Origin of the sequence: Actinomadura rubrobrunea NBRC 15275, assembly GCF_001552235.1 — a bacterium.
Lineage (GTDB): Bacteria > Actinomycetota > Actinomycetes > Streptosporangiales > Streptosporangiaceae > Spirillospora > Spirillospora viridilutea.
Genome location: NZ_BCQU01000108.1, coordinates 1 through 22,857, shown reverse-complemented (window position 1 = coordinate 22,857; position 22,857 = coordinate 1). Strand labels below are relative to the sequence as shown.

Below are 22,857 nucleotides of genomic sequence, written 5' to 3'. Positions count from 1 at the left end.
ACATTTTCGTGGGAGGGGGCTCCACCTTCGTGGTGGGGCCCTCTTCGTGTTGTGTGGGCCCGCCGTTTTCAGGCGGGCTTTCACTTTCCGGGGCAGAGTGCTCCGGCCTGCGCCTTGAGCAGGAGTCCGCTCTACGGATGCGAGGTCAGCCCTGCTTGCGCCAGACCAGCGCGGCGGAGATGGGGTGGTTGCGGAAGCGTTCCCACTTGGGCTTCAGCGCGATCCAGCGGTCGTCGATGATGCCCTCGCGCATCTCCGCCAGCGTCCACCCCGCGCCGAGACCCGCCATGACGTGGTCGCTGATCAAGTGCACGTGGGTCGTGATGGCGATGTGCTCGCCCGAGGCGCTGGTGAAATGGGTGGGCATTCCGCTCGTCATGATGAAATGCGGGTGGAACGCCACGATCACGAACAGCGCGCCCGGCTCGGCGATCCGGTGGGCCTCCGCGTACAGCGGCCGCAGGTCGGGCAGGTGCTCGTCGATGAGCGAGGCGATCACCAGGTCGTACGCGCCGTCCTCCAGGCCCGTGTCGGTGACGTCGGCCTCGCGCAGGTGGTCGTGCAGCTTCCGGGACCGGGCGACGGCCAGCATCTCCGGAGTCAGGTCTACGCCGTCGATCGAGGACACGCCGTTGCGGCGCAGCCACGCCGCGGTCCGTCCGGTGCCGCAGCCGAGGTCCGCGGCACGCCGCACATTCCCCCAGGACGGCTCGGCCAGCTCCTCGAGGAGCGCGATGTCCATCGCGTCCTCGACCGTGTCCTCGTACGTCGCGACCCACTGCCCGTAGCCGGTCCGGACGTCCACCGTCCGGTACCCGCGCGTGTCGAAATCTGCGAAGCTCAGCACTCGAGCGATTATCGCGAGGCGTCCGTGACCGGCGCGATCCGATTTTTCGGGCCGCCGGGGGCATGGGCCGCCTTGGAGAACCGCTTCAGGGGGCGGGGCCGCGGCGAGTCGGATGCGAATCGGTTGGTGCGCGGGGACGAGGGCCATAGTCTGCTCAGCGTGGCTGAAAAGGTGTGGGAGATCGAACCCTCCGGGCCGTTGCGCGGCGACGTGACGGTGCGCGGAGCGAAGAACGCTGTCAGCAAGCACATGGTCGCGGCGATGCTGGGGGACGGGCCCAGCACCATCCGCAACGCCCCCGAGGTGGGCGAAGTGGAGATCACCGCGGCGATGCTGCAGCACCTGGGCATGACCGTGGAGCGCTCCGGTGACGAGATCACCGTGGTGCCGGGGCCCGTGTCCGACCCGGGTGTGCCGAAGGCGTTCACCGGGCTGAACCGCATCCCGATCCTGATGCTCGGCCCGCTGCTGCACCTGGCGGGCGAGGCGTTCGTGCCGCTGGTGGGCGGCGATCCGATCGGGCGGCGCCCCATCGACTTCCACGTGGACGCGTTGCGGGCGTTCGGCGCCGAGGTGGAGGTGGCCGACGACGGCATCCACGCCAGAGCGTCGCGGTTGGTCGGCACGAGGATCGACCTGCCGTACCCGAGCGTCGGCGCCACCGAGACGGTGCTGCTGGCCGCCGTGCGGGCCGAGGGCAAGACGGTGATCCGCGGCGCCGCCACCGAACCGGAGATCATCGAGCTGGCGCTGTTCCTGCAGCGGATGGGCGCGCGGATCGCGTTCGCCCCCGACCGCCGCATCGAGGTGGAGGGCGTGCCGCGGCTCAGCGGGGCGCGGACACGGCTGGCCGGCGACCGGATCGAGGCGTTCTCCTACCTCGTCGCGGGGCTGGTGACGCGCGGTGAGGTGCGGGTGCACGGCTGCCCGCAGGACCGTCTGGTCACCGCCATCACCACGCTGGACCGGATGGGCGCCCGCTTCGAGATCACCGATGAGTGGATCATGGCGTCGGCGCCGGACGGGCTGCGGCCCGCGGCGGTGCAGACCGACACCCATCCCGGGTTCGCCACCGACTGGCAGACGCCGCTGATGGTGCTGTTCACCCAGGCGGACGGCATGTCGGTGCTGCACGAGACCGTGTACGAGAACCGTCTGGCGTACGTGCCCGCCCTGCAGAGCATGGGCGCGGAGATCGAGGTCTACGACACCTGCCTGGGCGGCCCCGCCTGCCGGTACCACGACACCGCCGCGGTGCACTCGGCCGTCGTGCGGGGCGTGTCCAAGCTGCGCGGCGGCGAGGTGACGATGCCGGACATCCGCGCGGGGTTCTCCGCCGTGCTGGCGGCGGCCGTCGCCGAGGGGCCGTCGAGGCTGCGCGGCGTCCACCACATCGAGCGCGGCTACCACCGTCCGGTGGAGCAGTTCCGCGCTCTCGGCCTGAACCTGCGCGTCCGCTGACGTCGGCGTCTCCCGCACGGGGCGGCACGGCCACGCGAGGCGGTGCCGCCCGGTCGCCGCTGGGAGGCGGCGCATGGCTGACGTGTTGCCCGTTCGTACTTGAAGCGGGCCACCGGCGCGGTGCGACGAGGCGGCCGATCGAGGTAGTGGTGTCGGCTCGTCCTGATCGGCCTGGGCAGGGGCGCTGGTCCGTCGGCCAGGGAATGACGTGGCGTCGGCCGTGTGCGGACACCACCGATGTCCCCGGCGGACGGCGCGAGGGGGCGACCGTCGCTGTCGGTACAGGGCCGTCCGGGCGGCTGATGGGACGCGTCGTCCTGGTCGGTCTGCTTCGCCTGCCGGCGGGGGCTTCGCCTTCCGACGGCCATCCCCACAGAGCGCCTTGATCGCCAACGTCGGCGACGAGCTCGCCGCGCAGGGCGTGGGCACCCGCGAGGGGATGGAGTACGGGCCGGCGCCGCATCCTCGATCGCCATCGACGGATCTTCGCCGCCGTCGACACGATGTGCGGCGTCGGCCACAGGCCGTCGCGCACACCGGGATGCGTCCCCGGTTCGGTGAGCACGGTCACCTCGGCTGAGTTGGTGCCCGCCTTCACTGTCGGTACGCCCTTGGCGCGCCGGGCGTGATCACGCCGTAGACGGCCAGGTCCCCGGGGCTTTGCCGGCGAGCAGGACCGCCGACAGGCGCGGGCGAGCGCCGGGCCGCCACTTCCGGACGGGCGACGGGCGGAGGGCGGAGATCGGATAAGAATAGGGTGTGATCGATCCGTCGGGGCCGCTGCCGAAGTACCTGCAGCTTCGGGCCATCCTGCTGGAGATGATCGAGGAGGAGAGGCTTCCGGTCGACGCGCCGGTGCCGTCCGAACGGGAGCTGTGCCGCCGTTTCGGGGTGTCGCGGATGACGGTGCGGCAGGCCGTCGACCAGCTGGTGGCCGAGGACAGGCTCCGCCGCATCCCCGGCAAGGGCACGTTCGTGGCCCGGCCGAAGGTGCACATGCCCAAGACGCTGACGTCGTTCACCGAGGACATGCAGTCCCGGGGCATGCGGCCCGGCTCGGTCGACCTGGCCGGGCGCACCGTCGAGGCCGACGCCCGCCTCGCCCGGATGTTCGGCGCCGACCAGGGCGCCCACGTGCACGTGCTGGAGCGGCTGCGGCTGGCCGACGGCGAGCCGATGGCGGTGGAACGCTCGCACATCCTGGCCTCCCGCGCGCCCGACCTGCTGGAGCGCCGCCCGCCGGACGCCTCCCTGTACCAGGTGCTGGAGGACGAGTACGGCATCGTCCTGGACGCGGGAGAGCAGACCATCGAGGCCGTCGCGGCGGGGGAGCGGGAGGCCGAGCTGCTGGAGATCCAGCCGGGCAGTCCCGTGTTCCTCGTGCAGCAGCGCACGTACAGCCGTGGCGCGTGCGTCGAGGTGGCGCACACCACGTATCGCGCCGACCGCTACCGGATCCACCTCGGCTTGGAGTCCCCGCGCCGCGTCGGCCTGCGTTGACTTTGCAGCCCGCGGGGAGGTCCCCGCGGCGACACGCCCCCCTCTGCGACGCGGCCGGGTAGGAAATCCCGCCGGGACGCGCGTAGGCCCGGCGGGGTCGGGAATGGCCGCCTGCACAGTCCGACGGCTCGGACGGAGGGGGCGCGATGCCTGCCAGTGACGTGGTGATCGTGGGGGCGGGGCCGACCGGCCTGCAGCTGGCCGGTGACCTGGCCGCGGCGGGGGTCGGCTGCACGGTGCTGGAACGCCGCGCCGGCGGGACGCCGCTGACCCGGGCGTTCGTCGTGCACGCGCGCACGCTCGAACTGCTGGACGCGCGAGGCCTCGCCGACGAGCTGCTGGCCGCCGGCACCCGGGTCAGGCGGATCGCCCTTTTCGGGACGGCCGCGCTGGATCTGTCCCGGCTTCCCGGCCGGTTCCCGTTCGCGCTGGTCGTCCCGCAGTACGAGACCGAGCGGGTGCTGGCCGAGCGCGCCCGCGCCGCCGGCGCCGACATCGTGACGGGCGCCGAGGTGGTGGACGTCCGGCGGGACGCGCACGGCGTCGACCTGGTCGTCAGCACCGCCGACGGCACCCACACCCGCCGCGCGCGATACGCGGTCGCCTGCGACGGCGTGCACAGCACGGTCCGCCGCGCCCTCGGGCTGCCGTTCCCCGGACACTCGGTCGTGCAGTCGGTCATGCTCGCCGACGTGCGCCTGAGCGACCCGCCGCCGGAGACGCTGTCGGTCGGCTCCGTCGGCGACGCGTTCGCGTTCCTGGCGCCGTTCGGCGACGGCTGGTACCGGGTGATCGCGTGGAACCGGCGCAACCAGCTGCCCGACTCCGAACCGGTCGACTTCGAGGAGCTGCGCCGGACGACGCGCCGCGCGCTCGGCACCGACCACGGCATGCACGACCCCCGGTGGACGTCCCGCTTCCACAGCGACGAACGGCAGGTGCCCGACTACCGGGTCGGGCGGGTGCTCCTCGCCGGGGACGCCGCGCACGTGCACTCCCCGGCGGGCGGCCTGGGCATGAACACCGGCCTGCAGGACGCCGCCAACCTCGGCTGGAAGCTCGCCGCCGAGATCAACGGCTGGGCGCCGCCGGACCTCCTGGACACCTACCAGGAAGAGCGGCATCCGGTCGGACGAGCGGTGATGCGCGTCAGCGGCGCGCTGCTGCGGCTGGCGCTGGTGGAGGCCCCCGCGCTGCGCGCAGCCCGCGCCGCCGCCGTCGGTGCCGCCACGCGGATCAGGCCGGTCGCGCGGCGCCTGGCCCTGACCCTGTCGGGCATCGGCCTGGCGTATCCGGCGCCGCGCGGCGCGCACCGGCTGACCGGCCGCCGCGCCCCCGACGTGCCGCTCGCCGGCACGCTCGGACGGCTCTACGAGGCGCTGCGCAGCGGACGGTTCGTCCTGGTGACGGCCGCCAACGACCCGGCCGTGACGTACCTGACGACCAAGCTGTGGGCCGACCGGGTGTTGTGCGCACCGGCCGGGGGCGCGACCCGCACCACCGCGCTGGTCCGCCCCGACGGGTACATCGCCTGGGCGTGCGACGAGACCACGCCCGACCTGCGCGCCGCCGCCATCCGCCAGGCTCTGACGCGCTGGTGCGGTCCGCCCGCCGAGCATGTCCCGCACGTCCGGCCGCCCAGCCCCGGCAGGCCCCTCGGCACGCGGCCCGGGCAGGCGCCGGGCAGGCGAGGGACGACGTACTGATCGCGGCGGGCCGTTCGTCGTCCTCCGGGACCGCACCCAGACCGGCCCCGGCCACGGAGAGCCTAGGCGGCAGGGCGGAGACCGCAGCGCGCCGCGCCGGGCGAGCGGGTCAGGAGCGGCGGCTTTCGCGGCCGAAACCGAGGGCCGCGCCGACGTCCGCCATGTTCTCGTACTCGCGGTCGGGCAGCCGCCCCGGCGTCGCCATGATCGCGTCGGTGGCGTGACCGGCGGCGGCGTGGTCGATCAGCTCGCTGCGCGACGCCGGATAGCGCACCCCCACCGGCGACTGCGCGACGGCGCTGCGCTTCTGCACGTCCTCCGGGGCCATCCCGGCCGGAGACCCGGGCGGCATCGAGGCGCCCGGGGACGTGGGGTCGCGCCCGACGTCGTCGACACCGGTTCGGGCTGCCGCCACTCCTCGGCGTGAGTGGGTCCGCCGCCGCGCACCATGCCCTCCGTCCCGCGCCTCAGTTCGTCGTCCATCCTGGGACCGTGCTCACCGGTCCTGTCTCCTTCAGGCTTGGCCGTCCTCTCCGTTCTCGTCGATAACTGACATTCCGCATCGCTTGCCCGGACGGTCCCCGGCCTCGGCGGCTGTCTCGGAGACACCCACCGCGCCGCGTCGGCTCCTGGTGCGTGCGGGTGCACACGGTGATGCGTCTGGCTCGGGGTCTCTCCCGCCAGCGCGCGTTCGACCGGGGTGAAGGCGTCTGCTGCGCCGTCGGGCTCTTTGTGGAGCCAGGACGGGCGCATGAGAGCGTCCGCGCCTCCGGGGGCGGGAAGGCGGCCGAGGCGGGGCAGGGTGAGGGTGGCCTGGCGCGGTGTGCGACGCGCAGGGCCCGTGGGGCAGGGTGCGCGTGGGACGTTGACACCGCGGCGCCGATAAGTCTAAGGCTGGGCCGCCGGTTCGACGCGGCGACGGTGCGCCATCTCACGGGCACCTCGTTCACGGTCGGAGGCCTTTTCCAGGCGAGCCGCCTGAACGAGGTGACGATCACGGCGGCTGCGTCGCCATACCGAGGGTGAGCGTCGCCCTTCCTGACGATGTCGAGTCACTCGGTCGAGTCACTCGCAAGACGGGCGAGCTGCGGGCGGCCGTCGGCCGCGAGCGCAGGCGCAAACGCATCCGGGCCATCGAGTACATGGGGCGCGCGAACACGTAAGGCCGCGCCGCTCTCGGCAGGTCGGCCGCCCTTCGTTCTCGCCTCCCCGGACGTGCGGCACGGTCCCAGGGGCCCGGTCGGCGCGTGTCGGCGCGGTCACCTGACCTATGCGGCGGGTACAGGCGGGCGTCGCCGAGGCGCCATCTGGCGGTGATCACCTTTTGGGGCGATTGTCGGTTCATGTCCGAGAAAGGACTGGTATGCCGCTGAGTCCCCCCGCGGGCGCCGCGTCCCGGCGCGTCCGCCTCTCCCCGCCGGCCCTTCTTGTCATCCTGGTGATCGTGGTGTCCAGCGTGGTCGCCGTGACCGCCTCCGGCCCGGCGTCGGCCGGCGACGTGCGGCTGCGCGTCATGACCTACAACATCCGGCTGGACGCCGACGCGCCGCCCCGCGACTGGGCCTCCCGGCTGCCCCTGATGACGCGGGTGCTGCGCAAGCAGCGGCCCGACCTGCTGGGCGTGCAGGAGGCGCTGTGGCGGCAGATGCGCGACCTGGACGCGGCGCTGCCCGCCCACGACTGGGTCGGCATGGGCCGCCAGGGCGGCACCCGCGACGAGTTCTCGGCGATCTTCTATCGCCGGGACCGCTTCGAGGTCCTGGACTTCGACCACTTCTGGCTGTCCGACACCCCGTTGCTGATCGGCTCGGCGACCTGGGGCAACGCCGTCACCCGCATGGTCACCTGGGCCAAGTTCCGGGACCGCCGCACCGGCCGGGTGTTCTACCACGTCAACACGCACTTCGACCACCAGTCGGAGAACGCGCGCGTCAAGAGCGCCGAACTGGTGCTGCGGCGCGTGCGCGGGCTCGAGGCGGGCGTGCCGGTCGTGCTCACCGGTGACTTCAACGTGCCCGCAAGGGAGAGCGAGCCGTACGACATCCTCACCGGCCCCGACGCGTTCGCCGACACCTGGGAGACGGCCGAGCGGCGCGGCCCCGAGTACAACACCTTCGGCGGCTGGAAGCCGCCGGTCCTCGGCGGCGACCGCATCGACTGGATCCTGACGCGCGGCGAGGTCCGCACGTTCTGGACCGAGATCGACACCTACGAGAAGAACGGCCAGTACCCGTCCGACCACTACCCGGTGGTCGCCCACCTGGCGATCCGCTGATCCGCGGACGCCGGCACCGGCCCGGTCCGGCGTGACGGCGCCCGTCCGTCCGCGCGGGACCGGCGGTGCCGGCATTTCGGAGCAACCGAGGACATAGTGTGTGCGCTTAAGAATTCGCGGATCATGGGGAGCTGGACGTGGCCCGACACATGACGCCGGAGGAGTTCCGCCGCTACGGCAGGCAGGTGGTGGACTGGATCGCCGACTACCAGGAGAAGATCGAGTCCTATCCGGTGCTGTCGCAGGCGCGGCCGGGGGACGTGCTGGCCGCGCTGCCCGTCCACCCGCCCGAGCAGGGCGAGGGCTACGAGAACCTCCTCGCCGACCTGGAACGCGTCGTCATGCCGGGGATCACGCACTGGCAGCACCCGTCGTTCTTCGCCTACTTCCCGGCCAACGCCAGCGGACCGGCGATCCTGGGGGACCTGCTGTCGGCCGGGCTCGGCGTGCAGGGCATGCTGTGGGCGACCAGCCCGGCGTGCACCGAGCTGGAGACCCGCATGGCCGACTGGCTGGCCGAACTGCTCGGCCTGCCCGCCGCGTTCCGCAGCGACGGCCCCGGCGGCGGGGTGATCCAGGACTCGGCGTCCAGCTCCGCCGTCGTGGCGATCCTGGCCGCGCTGGAACGCGCCAACGGCGGCCGCGCCGGCCGCGAGGGCCTCACCGGGCGGCACACCCTGTACATCAGCTCGCAGACGCACTCGTCCCTGGAGAAGGCCGCCAAGATCACCGGGATCGGGGCGGCCGGCGTGCGGACGGTGGACGTCGACCCGCGGACGCTGGCGATGGACCCGGCGCGGCTGGACGCGATGATCGCCGAGGACGCGGCCGCGGGCGCGGTGCCCACGATGGTCTGCGCGACGGTCGGCACCACGTCCACCACCGCCATCGACCCCGTCGCCGCCATCGGCGAGGTGTGCCGCCGCCACGGCGTCTGGCTGCACGTCGACGCCGCATACGCGGGGGTGGCCGCCGTGTGCCCCGAGCTGCGCTGGCTGAACGAGGGCGTGGCCGACTACGCCGACTCCTACACCACCAACCCGCACAAGTGGCTGCTGACCAACTTCGACTGCAACGTGCTGTGGGTGGCCGACCGCGAGCCCCTGGTCGGGGCGCTGTCGATCCTGCCGGAGTACCTGCGCAACCAGGCCAGCGAGTCCGGCGAGGTCATCGACTACCGCGACTGGCAGATCCCGCTCGGACGGCGCTTCCGCGCGCTGAAGCTGTGGTCGGTGATCCGCTGGTACGGCGCTGAGGGACTGCGCGAGCACATCCGCACCGGCGTGGCGCTGGCCCAGCGGCTCGCCGGGTGGATCCGGGACGAGCCCGGGTTCGTGCTGTTCGACCACCATCCGCTGAGCCTGGTGTGCTTCCGCCCGGCGTGGGACGGCCTGCCGGAGGACGAGGCGAACGAGGCGACGAAGCGCCTCATGGAAACGCTCAACGCCTCCGGAGACCTCTTCCTTACCCACACCAAGGTCGGCGGCCGGGTTCTGCTGCGTATGGCGATCGGCGCCCCCGCCACTCGGGAGGAGCATGTCCGGGCCGCGTGGCGGCGGATCGTCGAGGAGACACGGAAGCTGGAGAAATCGCTCCAGTAGGGCCCTGGCTCGGCGGCGCAGAAAACGCCGCTCATCCACTGGGCCTGGGCGAGGCCCACGGCCCCCGGGCCCGCTGAGACGCGGGACGGGCATGGTGCGGGCGGTGTGAAGACACCCGGCGTCCACGGTCGCACGCCAGTGACGGTTCCACCGTGCAGCCGCCGAGCCGCCACCCTGGGGGCGCATCGGTTGCGGACGTTCACCCCCCCGGGGGCAACCGCACCACTTGCGCCAACGCGCGGTCGCCCTGGTAGACGGTCAGTCGCAGAGACGTTTCGGTCGCCATCGCTTCACGCGCCTGGTCCAGGGGCGGTCGCCTCGGCTCGACTGTGTCCGCCCGGTCACCGTGCCAGGGGCGGCCAGGTTGAAGGCGGTCACGCCGCCAGAAACGTGCCGCTTGAGCTCATGGCCGTGGTCGCCCCCTGGGGTGCAGCTCGGCCACCAACGTGCCACCCGGGCGGCGACCGCACCACCTGCACCAAGGCGCGGTCGCCCTGGTCGACGGACAGCAGCAACGGCACCTGGGGCGCCACCACGTCACACGGCTGGGCCAGTGCGGCGCGGGTGCGGACGGCCGCCTCGGCTTGACCGTGTCCGCCAGGTCACCGTGTGCGGGTACGGCAGGTCGAGGGTGACCACGCCGTCGGGCACGCGCCGCTTGAGCTCGTCGGGGCGTCGCCCTCCTTCAGAGCGCAAGCGCGTTGGGAGCTGGGACGCGGCGTCACGACTGGTTCGTCCGCTGCTTCCCGTCGGCGATTTCCAGGTACCGGACGAGGCTTCGCGCCCCCGCCGCGGCGACCCGCACCGTCTCGTGCGCCGCCCCGGGCGGGGGAGCGGCGACGTGAGCGTCGGCCGGGCTCACCGTCAGGGTGAAGCGGGCGGTCGTGACCGTGGCGGTGAACCCGGCGTGCCGCAGGGCGGCCGCCCATACCGCCAAGGCGTGAGGGGACGCCCCGGCCTCGAGGCACGCCGTCGTGGACGCGTCACCGGGGTCGGCGGCTACCAGCGGGCCGTAGCGGCCCGTCAGCAGGGCCACGGCCTCGTCGAGGGAGCGGGCGAAGCGCAGACCGTCGGGAGCGGTCAGGCGCCATCCGCCGCCCGGCCACGGGGCCGCCGCCACCCGCCGCAGGCGGGGCGACGGCGCGTTGGCCAGCAGGGCGGTCAGCGCACGCTGCCGCCGGATCGCCCCGCCTCCGTCCAAAGGGGCGATCCGCTCCGTCCAGGTCGCGGCCGAGCCGCACATTCCGCACACGACGGCTGCTACGGCGTCACGTCGCCGTCGTGTCCGACCGTCCGCCCGACGCCGGGAGCGGAGAGATGGCGGTCGACGTGTCCGTTTCGAACGCGTCGCACCGGTGCGGCGGCGGCACTGGTTCCTCGGCCGCCCGCTGCGGGACGGTGCCGCGGCGGCCGCCCATGCAAATGAGCAGGAGGCGCGGCGCACCGCCGGCGGTGCGAGCGGTGCGCCGCGGTGGGCGGGGGCACGGTTGCTCCGGACATGGGTGGCCTTCGTGACGGGGAACAGGGGAGAGACATGCGGCTCGCCGCTGTGTCACGCGGGCGAGTGATCCGGCGCGGACGTGCAAGCCCGCGCCGGGCGGGCGGTCAGCGGGGATTGCGTCGGGCGAAATCGTCGGCGATCTCGTCGAAGGTGACCCAGCGGACGCCGCTGTGCCGGTTGATGTGCTCGATGATGCGCTCGTGCATGAGCAGGTTCTGCGGCCGGCCCGACACGTCCGGGTGGATCGTCATCGTGAACACCGCGTAGTCGCACTCGCGGTAGACCCAGTCGAACTGGTCCAGCCACAGGCGCTCGACGTCGCGCGGGTTCACGAAGCCGTGGCTGTTCGGGCTGGCCTTCATGAACATCATCGGCGGCAGGTCGTCCAGGTACCAGGACGCCGGGATCTCGATGAGCGCGGTCTCCTCGCCGCGCACCAGCGGCCGCATCCACTCCTCCGCCGGACGGTCGTAGTCGATCTTCGTCCAGGAGTCCCCGACGCGGACGTAGTACGGCTCGAAGTCGCGGTGCATGAGCGAGTGGTCGTACTTGAAGCCGCGCTCCAGCAGCAGCTCGTTGGTGACCGGTGAGAACTCCCACCACGGCGCCACGTAGCCGGTGGGGCGCCGCCCCGCGCGGCTCTCGATCAGCTCGACGCAGCGGTCCAGGACCGCGGCCTCCTGCTCGCGGGTCATCGCGATGGGGTTCTCGTGGCTGTAGCCGTGCGCGCCGATCTCGTGCCCGGCCGCCACGCAGGCGTCGAACTCCTTCGGGAACGTCTCGATCGAGTGCCCCGGCCAGAACCAGGTGGACGGCAGGTCGTGCCGGCGGAACAGCTCCAGCAGGCGCGGCACCCCGACCTCGCCGGCGAACAGGCCGCGGGAGATGTCGCACGGCGAGTCCTCTCCGCCGTACGAGCCCAGCCAGCCGCCCACCGCGTCCACGTCCACGCCGTATGCGACAAGGATTTCCTTCGCCATGTCCTCCCTCTTTCAGACGGGCCCGGCCGTCAGGGACCGCGCCGACGGTGCGGGGCGGCTCAGTGCGCCCGCCTCGACGAGCCAGGTCTCGCAGCGCTCGACCACCGCCGCCGGGGCCGCCGCCGGGTCGGCCGCGATGGCCGCCGCCAGCAGCAGGCGGGCCTGCCAGGGCGACAGGTCCCCGGCGAACAGCGCGCCCGCGGCGGCCAGGTCGGCGCCGCCCCCGGCGTAAAGGCCGAGTACAGGCCCCTCCCCGGTCCGGCTGGCCACCGCCACCGGGATGCCTTCCCGGAGCAGGTCGCGGCACGCGGCGACCGTGCCGGGCGTGGCGTTGCCGACGCCGAACCCGGCGATCACGACGCCCCGCGCGCCCGCGTCCCGGGCGGCGCGCACCGCCGCGGCGTCGGCGCCGAGGTACTGCGGGACGACATCGACCCTGGGCAGGTCCGTGCGGCGCCCGGTCAGCAGCGGACGGGGCCGGGGCGGGACCGCGCGCGGCCGCACGCCCGCCTCGTCCACCTCGGCGAGCGGGCCGCGTCCCGGCGCCGCGAACGCGGCCGGCGACAGGCTGCTGACCTTGCGGACGCCCGTGGCGGGCCACACCCGGCCGTCGAACGCCACCGTGACGCCGGTGCCGCGGGCGGCGTCGGACGCGGCCCACCGCAGCGCCGCCGCCAGGTTGCGGGGGCCGTCCGCGCCGGGGACGCCGAACGGCCGCTGCGCCCCGGTCAGCACCACCGGCACGGCCGAGTCGTGCCCGAGGGCCAGCAGGAACGCCGCCTCCTCCAGCGTGTCGGTGCCGTGCGTGACGACGACGCCGTCGGCGGCGCGGGCGGCCTCGCGCACCGCGGCGGCCAGCGCCAGCGCGTCGGCGACGGTGGCGGCGAAGCTGACCGTCCGGCGCAGCTCGCGCGCCTCGACCCGCACGTCCGGGTCCGTCCACACGTCCCGGGACGCCGCCAGCAGCTCGGCGGTGGACACGCCCGCCCGCCTGCCGCCCGGCGCGTCGGTGGTGGCGATGGTCCCGCCGGTGCCCAGCAGGATCAGTCGACGCACACGTCCTCCTCGGTGCCCGGCGTTGCGCTAACGTTTGCGCAAACGATTGCGTCCATAGTGGGGACTGCAACGGGCCACGTCAACCCCCGGACGGCGCCCGCGACGCCGGGTCGGCGCCGGCGCGCCCGGGGCGCGCGCGGGCGGCGCCGCCGTCGGCAAGAATGTGGAGGGACGTCCGCTCCAGAAGGAGAACCCGTTGCCCGACCGACCCCGGTTGTCCGACGTGGCGCGCGCCGCCGGCGTGCACACCACCACCGTGTCGCGGGCCCTGCGCGGCAGCGAGGGCGTGGGCGAGGAGACCGCCGAGCGGATCCGCCGGGTGGCGGCCGAGCTCGGCTACACCCCCCACCCGGCGGCGATCAGCCTGCGCACCGGGCGCTCCCGCATGATCGGAGTGGTGGTGCCGCGGCTGACCGACATCGTGCTCGCCACGATCTACGAGGGCATCGAGGAGGGCGCGGCCGCCGCCGGATACCAGACCGTCGTCGCCAACAGCGGCGACGACCTGGCCACCCAGCGGCTGCGCACCGAGACGCTGCTCGGCATGCGCGTCGACGGCCTCATCCTCGGCGACGCCCGCACCGACTCCGACCTGGTGTACGAGCTGCGGAAACAGGGCGTCAAGGTGGTGCTCGCCTCCCGGCGGCTGCCCGGCGTGGTGTCGGTCACCTGCGACGACCTGGAGGGCGGGCGGCTGGCCGGACGGCACCTGCTGGAGCTCGGGCACCGCCGCGTCGGCGTCATCGCCGGACAGCCGTACGCGTCCACGGGCGTCGAGCGCACCCGCGGGTTCCGCGAGGTCTACGCCGAGGCGGGCGTGCCCATCCCCGACGAGTACGTGCTGACCTCCCCGTTCGACGCCGAGGGCGGACGCCGCGCCGCCGCGGCCCTGCTCGCCCTCGACCCCCCTCCCACCGCCCTGTACGCGGTGAACGACTTCGCCGCCATCGGCGCCATGGGCACGATCCGCGCCGCGGGCCTGCGGGTCGGCGAGGACGTCTCCGTCGTGGGCTACAACGACGTGTCGATCGCGGCCGACCTGCCGGTGTCGCTGACCACGGTCCGCTCGCCCATGCGGGAGATGGGCCGCGCCGCGGCCGCGGCCCTCATCAAGCTCATCGAAGGCAAGACGTCCCGCTCTCGCCGCCTGCCGCCCGTCCTGGTCGAACGCGCCTCCAGCCGCCCCGTCCGGACGTCCTGAACGCTCTCGTCGGACGCTTCGGCCCGGCTGCGCGAGGTCGAGGCGGAGGTGACGCGACGGCCCCGTCCGAGCACCCGCGCATCCGTGTCCGCTACCGCTCCGTCACCAGGATGGGCGCACCGCGCCGACGAGTTGCCCGTGCGACGCCGAGCTGCTCTGATGGGGCATCGTGACGGGCGAGGGGCGGCGGCCGCGGACGCGCGCCCTGCGACGCGCGCCGCGGAACATGCTGGAGTGCTGACGTGAACCGGATCTCATGCCAGGAGCGACTGCTGCCCGGACGCACCCTCCGGCAGAAATGGGACTTCGCCGTGCGGGCCGGGTACGGGGCGATCGAGCTGTGCGGACGCGAGGATCTGCGCGAACGCCTGCCCGAACTGCGCGAGGCGGCGCGCTCCGGGGTCGTCATGCCCACCGTGCACGCCGGGGCGCCGCGGACGCACGGCCCGGAGGCACGGCGGGACGCGGTCGCACGGGTCCGGACCCAGCTGTCGGTGATCGCCGAGCTGGGCGGCACGGGCGTGATCACACCCGCCTTCCCGCCGCAGCCCGGCGGGGACGGTGACGGCGCCGCGTCCCAGGACGACCTGGACGACCTGGCCGAGCTCGGCGCTCACGCGGCCGACGAGGGCGTCACGCTGTTCCTGGCGCCGCTGAACCGGTACGAGCACCCGCGGGTGAACCGGTTGGAGCAGGCGGTCGCGCTGGTCCGCGCGCTCGGGCTGGACTCGGTGCGCGTGGCCGCCGGGACGTTCCACATGAACATCGAGGAGGCCGACCCGGCGGCGGCCGTGCTGGCGGCGGCGCCGTGGCTGGGGCACGTGCACGTCAGCGACAGCAACCGCCGCCCGCCCGGCGCCGGCCACCTCGACTGGCCCGCGCTGCTGGGCGCCCTGGACGCGGCCGGGTACGACGGCGACCTGGTCGTCGAAGGCGCGCCCGCGGGCGAACCGGAGGAGGCCCTGGCGGCGGTCCCGGGGTTCCTGCGGCGGGCGCTGCCCGCGCGGGGGAGGCCGGCCTCGTGAGCTCCTCCGCCATCCTCGAGGGGGTCCGCCCGGACGCCGCGGACCTCGTCGGCCTGCGCCGGGCGGCCGCCCGGGTCCTGCTGGGGAACTGGACCGGCTCGTCGACCGTGCCGTCCCGCACCCTGTACCCGCACCAGTGGAGCTGGGACTCGGCGTTCGTGGCGCTCGGCCTGCGGCACCTGTCGCCCCGCCGGGCGCAACGCGAACTGGAGTCGCTGCTGGGCGCCCAGTGGGACGACGGGCGCCTGCCGCACATCGTGTTCGACGCGGCGACCCCGGAGGGCGCCTACTTCCCCGGCCCGGACTTCTGGCGCGCGGGCCCCTTCCCCGGAGTGCGCACCTCCGGGATCGTCCAGCCGCCCGTGCACGCCTTCGCCGTGTGGGAGGTGTTCCGGGCCGACCCGGCCGAGGCGGAGCGGCGCGGCTTCCTGGCTCGGGCCTATCCGCGGCTGGCCGCCTGGCACCGGTACCTGAGGACGCGCCGCGACCTGGGCGGCCACGGCCTGGCGGCGATCGTCCACCCGTGGGAGTCGGGCATGGACAACAGTCCGTGCTGGGACGGTCCGCTGGCCCGCGTCGATCCGGTGCCGCCGTCAAGGTTCCGGCGCCGCGACCTCGACCACGCCGCCCCCGGCGACCGTCCCACCGACCTGGACTACGGGCGGTACGTGCGGCTCGCCGCCCACTACCGCGACCACGGGTACGACGACGCCTCCGCCCCCCACGCGTTCGCCGTCGAGGACCCGGCGTTCAACGCGCTGCTGGCGCTGTCGGAGCTGGCCCTGGCGCGCATCGCCGCCGCGGTCGGCGCCGACCCGGCGCCGCACCGCCGACGCGCCGACGAGGTCGTCGCCGCGCTGCTGGACCGGCTGTGGGACGCGTCGAGCGGCCTGTTCCTGTGCCGCGACCTGCGCGGCGGCGGGCTGATCCGCGAGCACGGCGTCACCGGGCTGGTGCCGCTGGCCGTGCCGGGGCTGCCGGTCGCCGCGGACCTGCTGCGCACCGCGTGCGGCGCGCGGTTCGGGCTGGGCCGCGTCCACATGGTGCCCAGCTACGACCTGACCGGGCCGGCGTTCGACCCCGCCCGCTACTGGCGCGGCCCGAGCTGGTTCAACATCGGCCGGCTCGTCCACCTCGGGCTGCTCGAGCACGGCGCCGCGGAGCGGGCCGCGGCGCTGCGCCGCTCGATGCTGCGCGCCGCGGCCCGCTCGCGGTTCGCCGAGTACGTCGACCCGCTGACCGGCGAGGGGCACGGCGCCACCGGATTCGCCTGGACGGCCGCCACCGTTCTCGACCTGATCGCCCACGACCCACCAAAAGTCGATGAAGTGGGACAAAATAGCTGAAGGTTGATCTTTCAAATGGTCGCGCATTTTCCGGGCGCGCCCCGAAGATCGGGCGGATCGGGCGGGCGGCCGTAGCGAATATTTGGGAGATCTTGACAGATTTCCGGAGACTTCGTCTAATTCAAGTTCGGCACGGCGCGCCGCGTCCGCGCCGTGCGCCGTCGGGGGCGAGCGGGGGTGGTCGACGAAGCGAGGGCCGATGAGCGGACATCGCGGTCACCGGGCGCGCGCGTCCCGGCATCCGGTGCGGGCGATCCTGGGCGCGACCACGGGCCTGGCCGTGCTCGGCGGCGTGGGCGCGTACGCCTTCACCCGGGCGGCCGGATGCGCCATCGACGACCGCATGACGCTCGACCTCGCGGTCGCCCCCGAGCTGGCGCCGGCCCTGCGCGCGGCGGCGGACCGCTTCGGCCTGCTGCGGCACCGCGTGGACGGCCGGTGCGTGCGGGCGCGGGTGCGCGCCGCCGACCCCGCCGCCATGACCACCCTGCTCACCGGGCAGGGCTCGGCGCCCGGCGCGGGATCCCGGCCGGACGCGTGGATCCCCGACTCGACGCTGTGGACCTCGCTGGTGCGCACCTCCCCCCGCGGCGCCCGGTCCTTCCAGGTCCGGCCCACGTCCGTCGCGCGCTCGCCGATCGTGATCGCCGTGCCCCGCGCGGCCGCGCCCGATGCGCACCAGACGTCCTGGGACCGGCTGCTGAAACCCGCGGCCGCCGTCGTCGGGGCGGGCGAGGGGCCGAGCAGGCCGGAGCAGCCCGCGGACACGCCGTCCGCGCAGGCCGCCCGCCCGCGCGTGCCCGACCCGGCGCGCAGCGCCACCGGCATGGCCGCCCTCGTCATCGCCGAGAACCTGCTGGCGGACGTGCCCGAACGGCAGGCGGTGTTCACCGGGCTGGTCCGGGCCATCCGGGAGAACGCCGTCCCGTCGGTGAGCAAGGCGCTGTCCGAGGCCGCCCAGGGGAAGCCCGGAACCGTCCTCGCGTCCGAGCAGGCCGTGTTCGCCTACAACCGGGGCGGGCCGCCGTATCCGGCCGCGGCGCTATATCCGACCGAGGGCACGGTGTGGCTGGACTACCCCTTCGCCATCACCACCGGCGACCGCGACCGGGCCCGCGCCGCCCGCCTGCTGGAGAAGTCCCTCGCCGACGAGCGCACCGCCGCGGAGCTGCGGGCCTACGGCTTCCGCACCTCCTGGGCGCAGGGGCCCGCGTCGTTCGGACCGGGCACCGGCACCCAGGACGGGACGCCGCGCGCGCTGCCGCCGCCGTCTCCGGCCGACGTGCGGCGCATCGCCCAGTCCTATGCGCGGCTGTCGCTGGCCACCCGGCTGCTGGTGCTGTTCGACATCTCCGGCTCGATGGCGGAGAAGGTCGCCCCCGGCGTCAACCGGCTCCAGGCCACCGCGGCGGTCGCGCAGACCGGGCTGCAGCTGCTGGCCGACGACAGCGAGCTGGGCATCTGGCTGTTCTCCACCCGGCTCAAGGGCGACCAGGACTGGGTGGAGGAAGTGCCGCTCGCCCCGCTGGGGCAGCGGATCGGGTCGGTCACCCACCGCCAGCGCATCCTCTCCCAGCTCAGCCGCATCGAGGTCAAGCGCGGCGGCGGCACCGGCCTGTACGACTCGCTGCTGGCCGCGTTCCGCATGATGCGGCGCACCTACAAGCCGGAGATGGTCAACACGGTGCTGGTGTTCACCGACGGCCGCAACGAGGACGACGAGGGCGCCTCGTTCGACGAGACGCTGGCCGAGCTGCGCCGCGAGTACGACCCGCAGCGGCCCGTCCAGGTGATCCTGCAGGGGTACGGCGAGGACGTGGCCGTGGACGAGCTCGAGCAGCTGGCCCGGGCCACCCGCGGCATCGTGCAGGTCGCCCACACCCCGGAGGAGAGCAAGCGGCTGCTGCTGGAGGCGATGTCGCGCCGCGTCTGCACCCCCAACTGCTGAGTCCGGCGCGGACGCCGCCCGCGTCAGGTCTCGTCGATGACGGCCCGCAGGATGCGCGGCGTCTCGGCGGCGGGCGCGGCCTGCGTCGCCATCTGGTTGAGGACGTGCCGGAAGGCGTCGACGTCCTCGGGCTTGTCGACGTACTCGGCGCCGTTCGGCCGCGCCAGGTACACCACGTCCGGCAGCTCGGCCTCCGGCTGCCGCAGCAGCGTGATCGGGGCGCCCACGCCCGGGTAGCCGCCGGCGCGGAACGGCATCACCTGCACGGTGACGTGCGGCAGCCGGGACGCCTCGATGAGGCGCCGCAGCTGGTCGCGCATGACCGCGGCGCCGCCGAACGGGCGGCGCAGGGCCGCCTCGTCGATCATCGCCCACAGGCGCGGCGGGCGGGACCGCTCCAGGATCCGGGCGCGCCGCAGGCGCAGCTCCACCCGGCGCTCGACGGTCTCGGCGGGCTCGCCGCCGTGGGTCAGCGCGAGCGCCGCGCGGGCGTAGTCCGGCGTCTGCAGCAGCTCGGGGATCACGTGCGACTCGTGGCAGCGGATCATCTCCGCGGACTGCTCCAGCCCCAGGTACGTCTCGTACCACTGCGGGATGATCTCGTGGTAGGGCTGCCACCAGCCCGGCCGTCCGGCCTGCTCGGCGAGCGCCAGCAGCACGGCCCGCTCGGCCTCGTCGGTCACCCCGTACAGGTCGAGCAGGTCGACCAGGTCGCGCTCCTTGAACCCGGTCCGCCCGGTCTCCATCCGGCTGATCTTGGAGTCGGAGCCGCGGATCAGCCGGCCCGCCTCCGCCCGGCTGACGCCGCGCGCCTCGCGCAGCCGGCGCAGCCGCGCCCCCAGCAGCATGCGCGCCACGGTGGGCCCCCGGGCCATCTCGTCCGGCGAGGGTTCGCGCGGTTCGGCCAGCGAGGCGAGCCGGACGGTCAGGGCGGGCCGAGGCGCGGCGCCCGCCCGCGCCGCGGACTCGTGATCAGCGTGCGCGTCGTCCGACACCGATCCCCTTCCCGCGATGCGCGGCCCGACCGGGCGCGGGTCACCCGGACAAATGTAGGCGCAATGGTCGACACTGTCAGGTCCACCGGGGCGGCCGACCCCACGGCGCGCCGGTCATCCGGCGGGCGTCTCGTCGTCGTACAACCGGGTCACCACCTTGCCGTCGCGGGTCAGGTAGGCGTTGATGACGCCCTTCGTGCTGTGCGGGGCGGCCAGGTTGCCCCGCGGGTCGAGCGCGATCGCCGCGCCGGTCGCGCCCAGCGCCGGGATCTTCTCGTTGATCACCTTGGCGGCGGCCGCGTGCACCGGCTGCCGGGCGTACTCCATGAGCGCGGAGATGTCGTGGGCGGCGACGCCGCGGATGAACACCTCGCCGGTGCCGGTGCACGACACCGCCACGGTGCGGTTGTCGGCGTACGTCCCGGCGCCCACGACGGGGGAGTCGCCGACCCTGCCGACCGCCTTGTCGGTCAGCCCGCCGGTCGACGTGGCCGCCGCGACGTTGCGCCCGCGGTCGACCGCCACCGCGCCCACCGTGCCGCCCACCTCGGTCTGCCGGGCGGCGGACGCGGTCGCGGCGCCGCCCCGCCCCTTGGCGGCCATGAGCTGGTCCCAGCGCTTCTGGGTCCAGAAGTAGTCCTGCGTGGTGTACGGCACGCCGTTGCGCAGGGCGAACTCGTCGGCGCCCTTGCCCGCCATGAAGACGTGCGGCGACTTCTCCATCACCATCCGCGCCAGCGACACCGGGTTCTTGGTGTGGCGCACCCCGGCGACGGCGCCCGACCGCAGGTCCTTGCCGTCCATGATGGACGCGTCGAGCTCGTGCTCGGCGTCGGTGTTGAACACCGCGCCCTTGCCCGCGTTGAAGTTCGGGTCGTCCTCCAGCACGTTGACGGCCTTCTCGACCGCGTCCAGCGCCGGGCGGCCCTGCTCGAGCAGCGCGTACCCGGCCTTCAGCGCGCGGGTCAGACCGTCGCGGTACGCCTTCTCCTGCTCGGGCGTCAGACTGCCGCGCGGCAGGGACCCCGCGCCGCCGTGCACCGCGATGACCACGTCCCGCACCGCCGAGGGCGCGGGCGCGGCCGTCCGGGCCTGGGACGAGGCGGCGGCGCCGGGAGACTGGGCGCGGACGGCGGCGCCGGCCGTCGTCTGGGCGCCCGACAGTCCGGCGACGAGAACGCCGAGCCCCGCGCACAGCGGCAGGACGCGCTTGGCGGACGGTGTGCGGAACGGCATGGGGGGACCTCCTCGGGAGCCGGAACCGCAGCGGTTCTCCCCACGCCTCCCGCCGGCCACACGAGCAAAACCTGACAAACGCCCTACATCGCCCAGCGGCGGAAGCCGCCCTCGCTGTCGATCACCTGGCCGGTGATCCACGCGGCGTCGTCGGACGCCAGCCAGCGCACCAGCCGCGCCACGTCCTCGGGCCGGCCCCAGCGCCCGGCCGGCATGGCCTGGGCGACCCGCCGCCTCAGCTCGTCGTCAGCGTAGCCGGTGTCGACCGGTCCGGGGTTCACCGCGTTCACGGTGATGCCCCGGTCGATGAGCGCGTCCGACAGGCTGAGCGTCATCTGGTGGATCGCGCCCTTGCTGATCGCGTACGGCAGCTCCCCGCTCATCGGCGCCAGATGCTGCCCCGAGGTGAACAGCACCACGCGGCCCCCGGGCCGCCCGTCGTCGTGCGCGGCGGCGAACGCCTGGGCGAGCAGGACGGAGGCGCGCGCGTTGACCGCCCAGGTCAGATCCAGCTCCTCGGCGGTGACCTCGGACAGCGTCCCCAAGGAGCTGCGCGCGTGGTTGGCCACCAGCACGTCCACCGCGCCGAACTCCTCGACCGCGCGCCGCACCACCCGCGCGGGCGCGTCCGGGTCGGCGAAGTCGGCGGCGACGTGCGCCAGCCGCGGCCCGAGGCCGCCCAGCTCCTCCAGGACGCCCTCGATCCCGGCGGGGTCGGCGCCCCACGGCTGCTCGGCGTCCGCGGGCGTCCAGGAGTGCGCCAGAACGCGCGCGCCGGCCGCCAGCAGCTCGCGGGCCACGGCGAACCCGATGCCCTGCCGGCGGCTCACGCCGGTCACGATCGCCACGCGGCCGGCCAAGGACGAAGTGCTCTGCGGGGTCGTCATGACGCTCCACGTTGGCGGCGGCGAGCGCGGCCGTCAACGCGTTTTCCGCGCGCTCGGACGTGCGCGCGCCGCCGTCGCGACCGCGGCGGAGCCGAACCTCACGGACGAGGGGCGTAGCGGCGCACGCCGTCGTGCTCGGCCGCCTCCAGGACGCCCTGGTCGGTGAGCACGTCGAGATGCGCGTCGATCTCCAGCACGGCCAGCATGCGGCTGAACACGTCCAGCTCGTCCAGCCTGCGCCGCCGCCGCGTCCACGGCATGGCCGCCGCGACCTCGAACGCCGTGGACCGGCCCGCGCGCACCTGCCGGGCCGCGGCGTCGAGCCGTTCCTCGTGGTGGCGCAGCAGCTCGTCGATCCGCGCGTGGGTGCTCGGCGCGACCGGGCCGTGCGCGGGCAGCAGCAGCGTGTCGGGCATGTCGCGGACGAGCCGCAGCGACGCCAGGTAGCTGCGCAGCGGCTTGGGCTCCGGCTCGGTCTCCAGCCCGATCGACGGGGTGATGTGCGGCAGCACGTGGTCGCCGGAGAACAGCAGCCCGGCCGCGGCGTCGCGCAGCACCACGTGGCCGCGGGTGTGCCCCGGCGTGTGGAACACGTCCAGCCCGCGGCGGGCCAGCTCGATCCGCTCGCCGTCGTCCAGCCACGCGTCGGGGAGCGTGTGGGGCACGTCGCGCTCCCGCGCCCGCACACCCATCGCCGCGACCTCGTCGGCGAGCGCGGACGCGCCGCAGCGGCGCAGCAGCTCCACCTGGCGCGGATGCAGGCCCTTGCGGATGTCGAACGCCTCGAGGGAGTGCCGCTCGCCGCGGCCGATCCGCACCCGCGTGCCGAACTCCCGGCGCAGCGCCAGCGCCTGCGAGTAGTGGTCCCAGTGGGCGTGGGTGACGAGGAACTGCGCGACGTCGTCGAGACGGTGCCCCAGCAGGCGCAGCGCCCCCTCCAGGGACCTGCGGGCGTCCGGCATCGCCCAGCCGGCGTCCACGACGACCAGGCCCTCCGGGTCCTCGATCACGTAGACGTTGACGGCGTGCAGGGACGGCACCGGCAGCGGGAGCGGGATGCGGTGGACGCCGGGGGCGACCGGGTGGGCGCCCGGCTCGGTCCAGTCCGCGGGCTGCTCCAAGGCCGGTATCGCCACCTGAGCTCCTCCCCGTTCCGGCGGTGCTGACCGTCGTGTCCAGAGGCGACGGTACCCCATCCCAGAATCGCGTTCTAAATCCGGGGGCGGCTCGGCGGCCGCCGGCTCACCGCGCCCGGGCGGCCTCGTCGGCGGCGCGCCGGGCGCGCGCCGCGG

General features: G+C 74.4%; 18 protein-coding genes. 9 read left to right on the top strand and 9 right to left on the bottom strand.

Features of this window, described 5'->3' with window-relative positions; all coding sequences use genetic code 11:
• Window positions 1–145: 145 nt before the first annotated feature.
• Window positions 146–847, bottom strand: coding sequence for a class I SAM-dependent DNA methyltransferase (locus AR3_RS25260; RefSeq protein ID WP_067917533.1), 702 nt, complete (start codon window positions 845–847; stop codon window positions 146–148).
• A 159-nt stretch (window positions 848–1,006) separates the two neighbouring features.
• Between AR3_RS25260 and murA the strand changes: the two genes are divergently transcribed.
• The 3 genes from murA (at window position 1,007) to AR3_RS25245 (ending at window position 5,514) form a co-directional block, all read left to right on the top strand.
• Window positions 1,007–2,308, top strand: coding sequence for a UDP-N-acetylglucosamine 1-carboxyvinyltransferase (gene murA / locus AR3_RS25255; RefSeq protein ID WP_067917530.1), 1,302 nt, complete (start codon window positions 1,007–1,009; stop codon window positions 2,306–2,308).
• A 759-nt stretch (window positions 2,309–3,067) separates the two neighbouring features.
• Window positions 3,068–3,808, top strand: coding sequence for a GntR family transcriptional regulator (locus AR3_RS25250; RefSeq protein WP_067917528.1), 741 nt, complete (start codon window positions 3,068–3,070; stop codon window positions 3,806–3,808).
• A 146-nt stretch (window positions 3,809–3,954) separates the two neighbouring features.
• Window positions 3,955–5,514, top strand: coding sequence for an FAD-dependent oxidoreductase (locus tag AR3_RS25245; RefSeq protein WP_083951960.1), 1,560 nt, complete (start codon window positions 3,955–3,957; stop codon window positions 5,512–5,514).
• A gap of 109 nt (window positions 5,515–5,623) precedes the next feature.
• Here AR3_RS25245 and AR3_RS25240 read toward each other — a convergent pair whose 3' ends face one another.
• Window positions 5,624–5,929, bottom strand: a complete 306-nt coding sequence (locus AR3_RS25240; protein WP_157406773.1) for a DUF2795 domain-containing protein — start codon at window positions 5,927–5,929, stop codon at window positions 5,624–5,626.
• A 948-nt stretch (window positions 5,930–6,877) separates the two neighbouring features.
• Here AR3_RS25240 and AR3_RS25230 point away from each other — a divergent pair.
• Complete coding sequence (locus AR3_RS25230) at window positions 6,878–7,789, top strand: endonuclease/exonuclease/phosphatase family protein (protein WP_067917522.1); 912 nt, start codon at window positions 6,878–6,880, stop codon at window positions 7,787–7,789.
• A gap of 137 nt (window positions 7,790–7,926) precedes the next feature.
• Window positions 7,927–9,390, top strand: a complete 1,464-nt coding sequence (locus AR3_RS25225; RefSeq protein WP_227023328.1) for a pyridoxal-dependent decarboxylase — start codon at window positions 7,927–7,929, stop codon at window positions 9,388–9,390.
• Between the two features lie 721 nt (window positions 9,391–10,111).
• Here AR3_RS25225 and AR3_RS25220 read toward each other — a convergent pair.
• The 3 genes from AR3_RS25220 to AR3_RS25210 form a co-directional block, all read right to left on the bottom strand.
• Window positions 10,112–10,633, bottom strand: coding sequence for a hypothetical protein (locus tag AR3_RS25220; protein ID WP_067917519.1), 522 nt, complete (start codon window positions 10,631–10,633; stop codon window positions 10,112–10,114).
• 362 nt (window positions 10,634–10,995) lie between these two features.
• Complete coding sequence (locus AR3_RS25215; protein WP_067917517.1) at window positions 10,996–11,871, bottom strand: polysaccharide deacetylase family protein; 876 nt, start codon at window positions 11,869–11,871, stop codon at window positions 10,996–10,998.
• Between the two features lie 12 nt (window positions 11,872–11,883).
• Window positions 11,884–12,927, bottom strand: a complete 1,044-nt coding sequence (locus tag AR3_RS25210) for an asparaginase (RefSeq protein WP_067917514.1) — start codon at window positions 12,925–12,927, stop codon at window positions 11,884–11,886.
• A gap of 196 nt (window positions 12,928–13,123) precedes the next feature.
• Between AR3_RS25210 and AR3_RS25205 the strand changes: the two genes are divergently transcribed.
• The 4 genes from AR3_RS25205 to AR3_RS25190 all read left to right on the top strand — a co-directional run bounded on the left by AR3_RS25205 (window position 13,124) and on the right by AR3_RS25190 (window position 18,447).
• The gene (locus AR3_RS25205) at window positions 13,124–14,128 is read left to right on the top strand and encodes a LacI family DNA-binding transcriptional regulator (RefSeq protein ID WP_067917512.1); all 1,005 of its coding nucleotides are present in this window, start codon (window positions 13,124–13,126) and stop codon (window positions 14,126–14,128) included.
• Between the two features lie 242 nt (window positions 14,129–14,370).
• On the top strand, window positions 14,371–15,153 hold the full coding sequence (locus AR3_RS25200) for a sugar phosphate isomerase/epimerase family protein (RefSeq protein ID WP_067917510.1): 783 nt from the start codon (window positions 14,371–14,373) through the stop codon (window positions 15,151–15,153).
• Window positions 15,150–16,499, top strand: coding sequence for an MGH1-like glycoside hydrolase domain-containing protein (locus tag AR3_RS25195; protein ID WP_067917508.1), 1,350 nt, complete (start codon window positions 15,150–15,152; stop codon window positions 16,497–16,499). The genes AR3_RS25200 and AR3_RS25195 overlap by 4 nt, the downstream gene beginning before the upstream one ends.
• A 199-nt stretch (window positions 16,500–16,698) precedes the next feature.
• Window positions 16,699–18,447, top strand: a complete 1,749-nt coding sequence (locus tag AR3_RS25190) for a substrate-binding and VWA domain-containing protein (RefSeq protein WP_067917507.1) — start codon at window positions 16,699–16,701, stop codon at window positions 18,445–18,447.
• A 23-nt stretch (window positions 18,448–18,470) separates the two neighbouring features.
• Here AR3_RS25190 and AR3_RS25185 read toward each other — a convergent pair whose 3' ends face one another.
• From AR3_RS25185 to AR3_RS25170, 4 genes are all read right to left on the bottom strand, one after another.
• Window positions 18,471–19,442 carry a Sco1979 family transcriptional regulator gene (locus AR3_RS25185; RefSeq protein WP_227023329.1) on the bottom strand — a complete coding sequence of 324 codons (972 nt, stop codon included), beginning with the start codon at window positions 19,440–19,442 and terminating at the stop codon, window positions 18,471–18,473.
• Window positions 19,443–19,556: 114 nt separating this feature from the next.
• Entirely contained in the window at window positions 19,557–20,678 is a 1,122-nt protein-coding gene (locus AR3_RS25180) for an isoaspartyl peptidase/L-asparaginase family protein (RefSeq protein WP_083951952.1), read from the bottom strand.
• Between the two features lie 83 nt (window positions 20,679–20,761).
• Window positions 20,762–21,565, bottom strand: a complete 804-nt coding sequence (locus AR3_RS25175; protein ID WP_067917505.1) for an SDR family oxidoreductase — start codon at window positions 21,563–21,565, stop codon at window positions 20,762–20,764.
• Window positions 21,566–21,663: 98 nt separating this feature from the next.
• Window positions 21,664–22,701: an MBL fold metallo-hydrolase gene (locus AR3_RS25170; RefSeq protein ID WP_067917503.1), complete on the bottom strand. Its 1,038-nt coding sequence runs from the start codon at window positions 22,699–22,701 to the stop codon at window positions 21,664–21,666.
• Window positions 22,702–22,857: the final 156 nt, after the last annotated feature.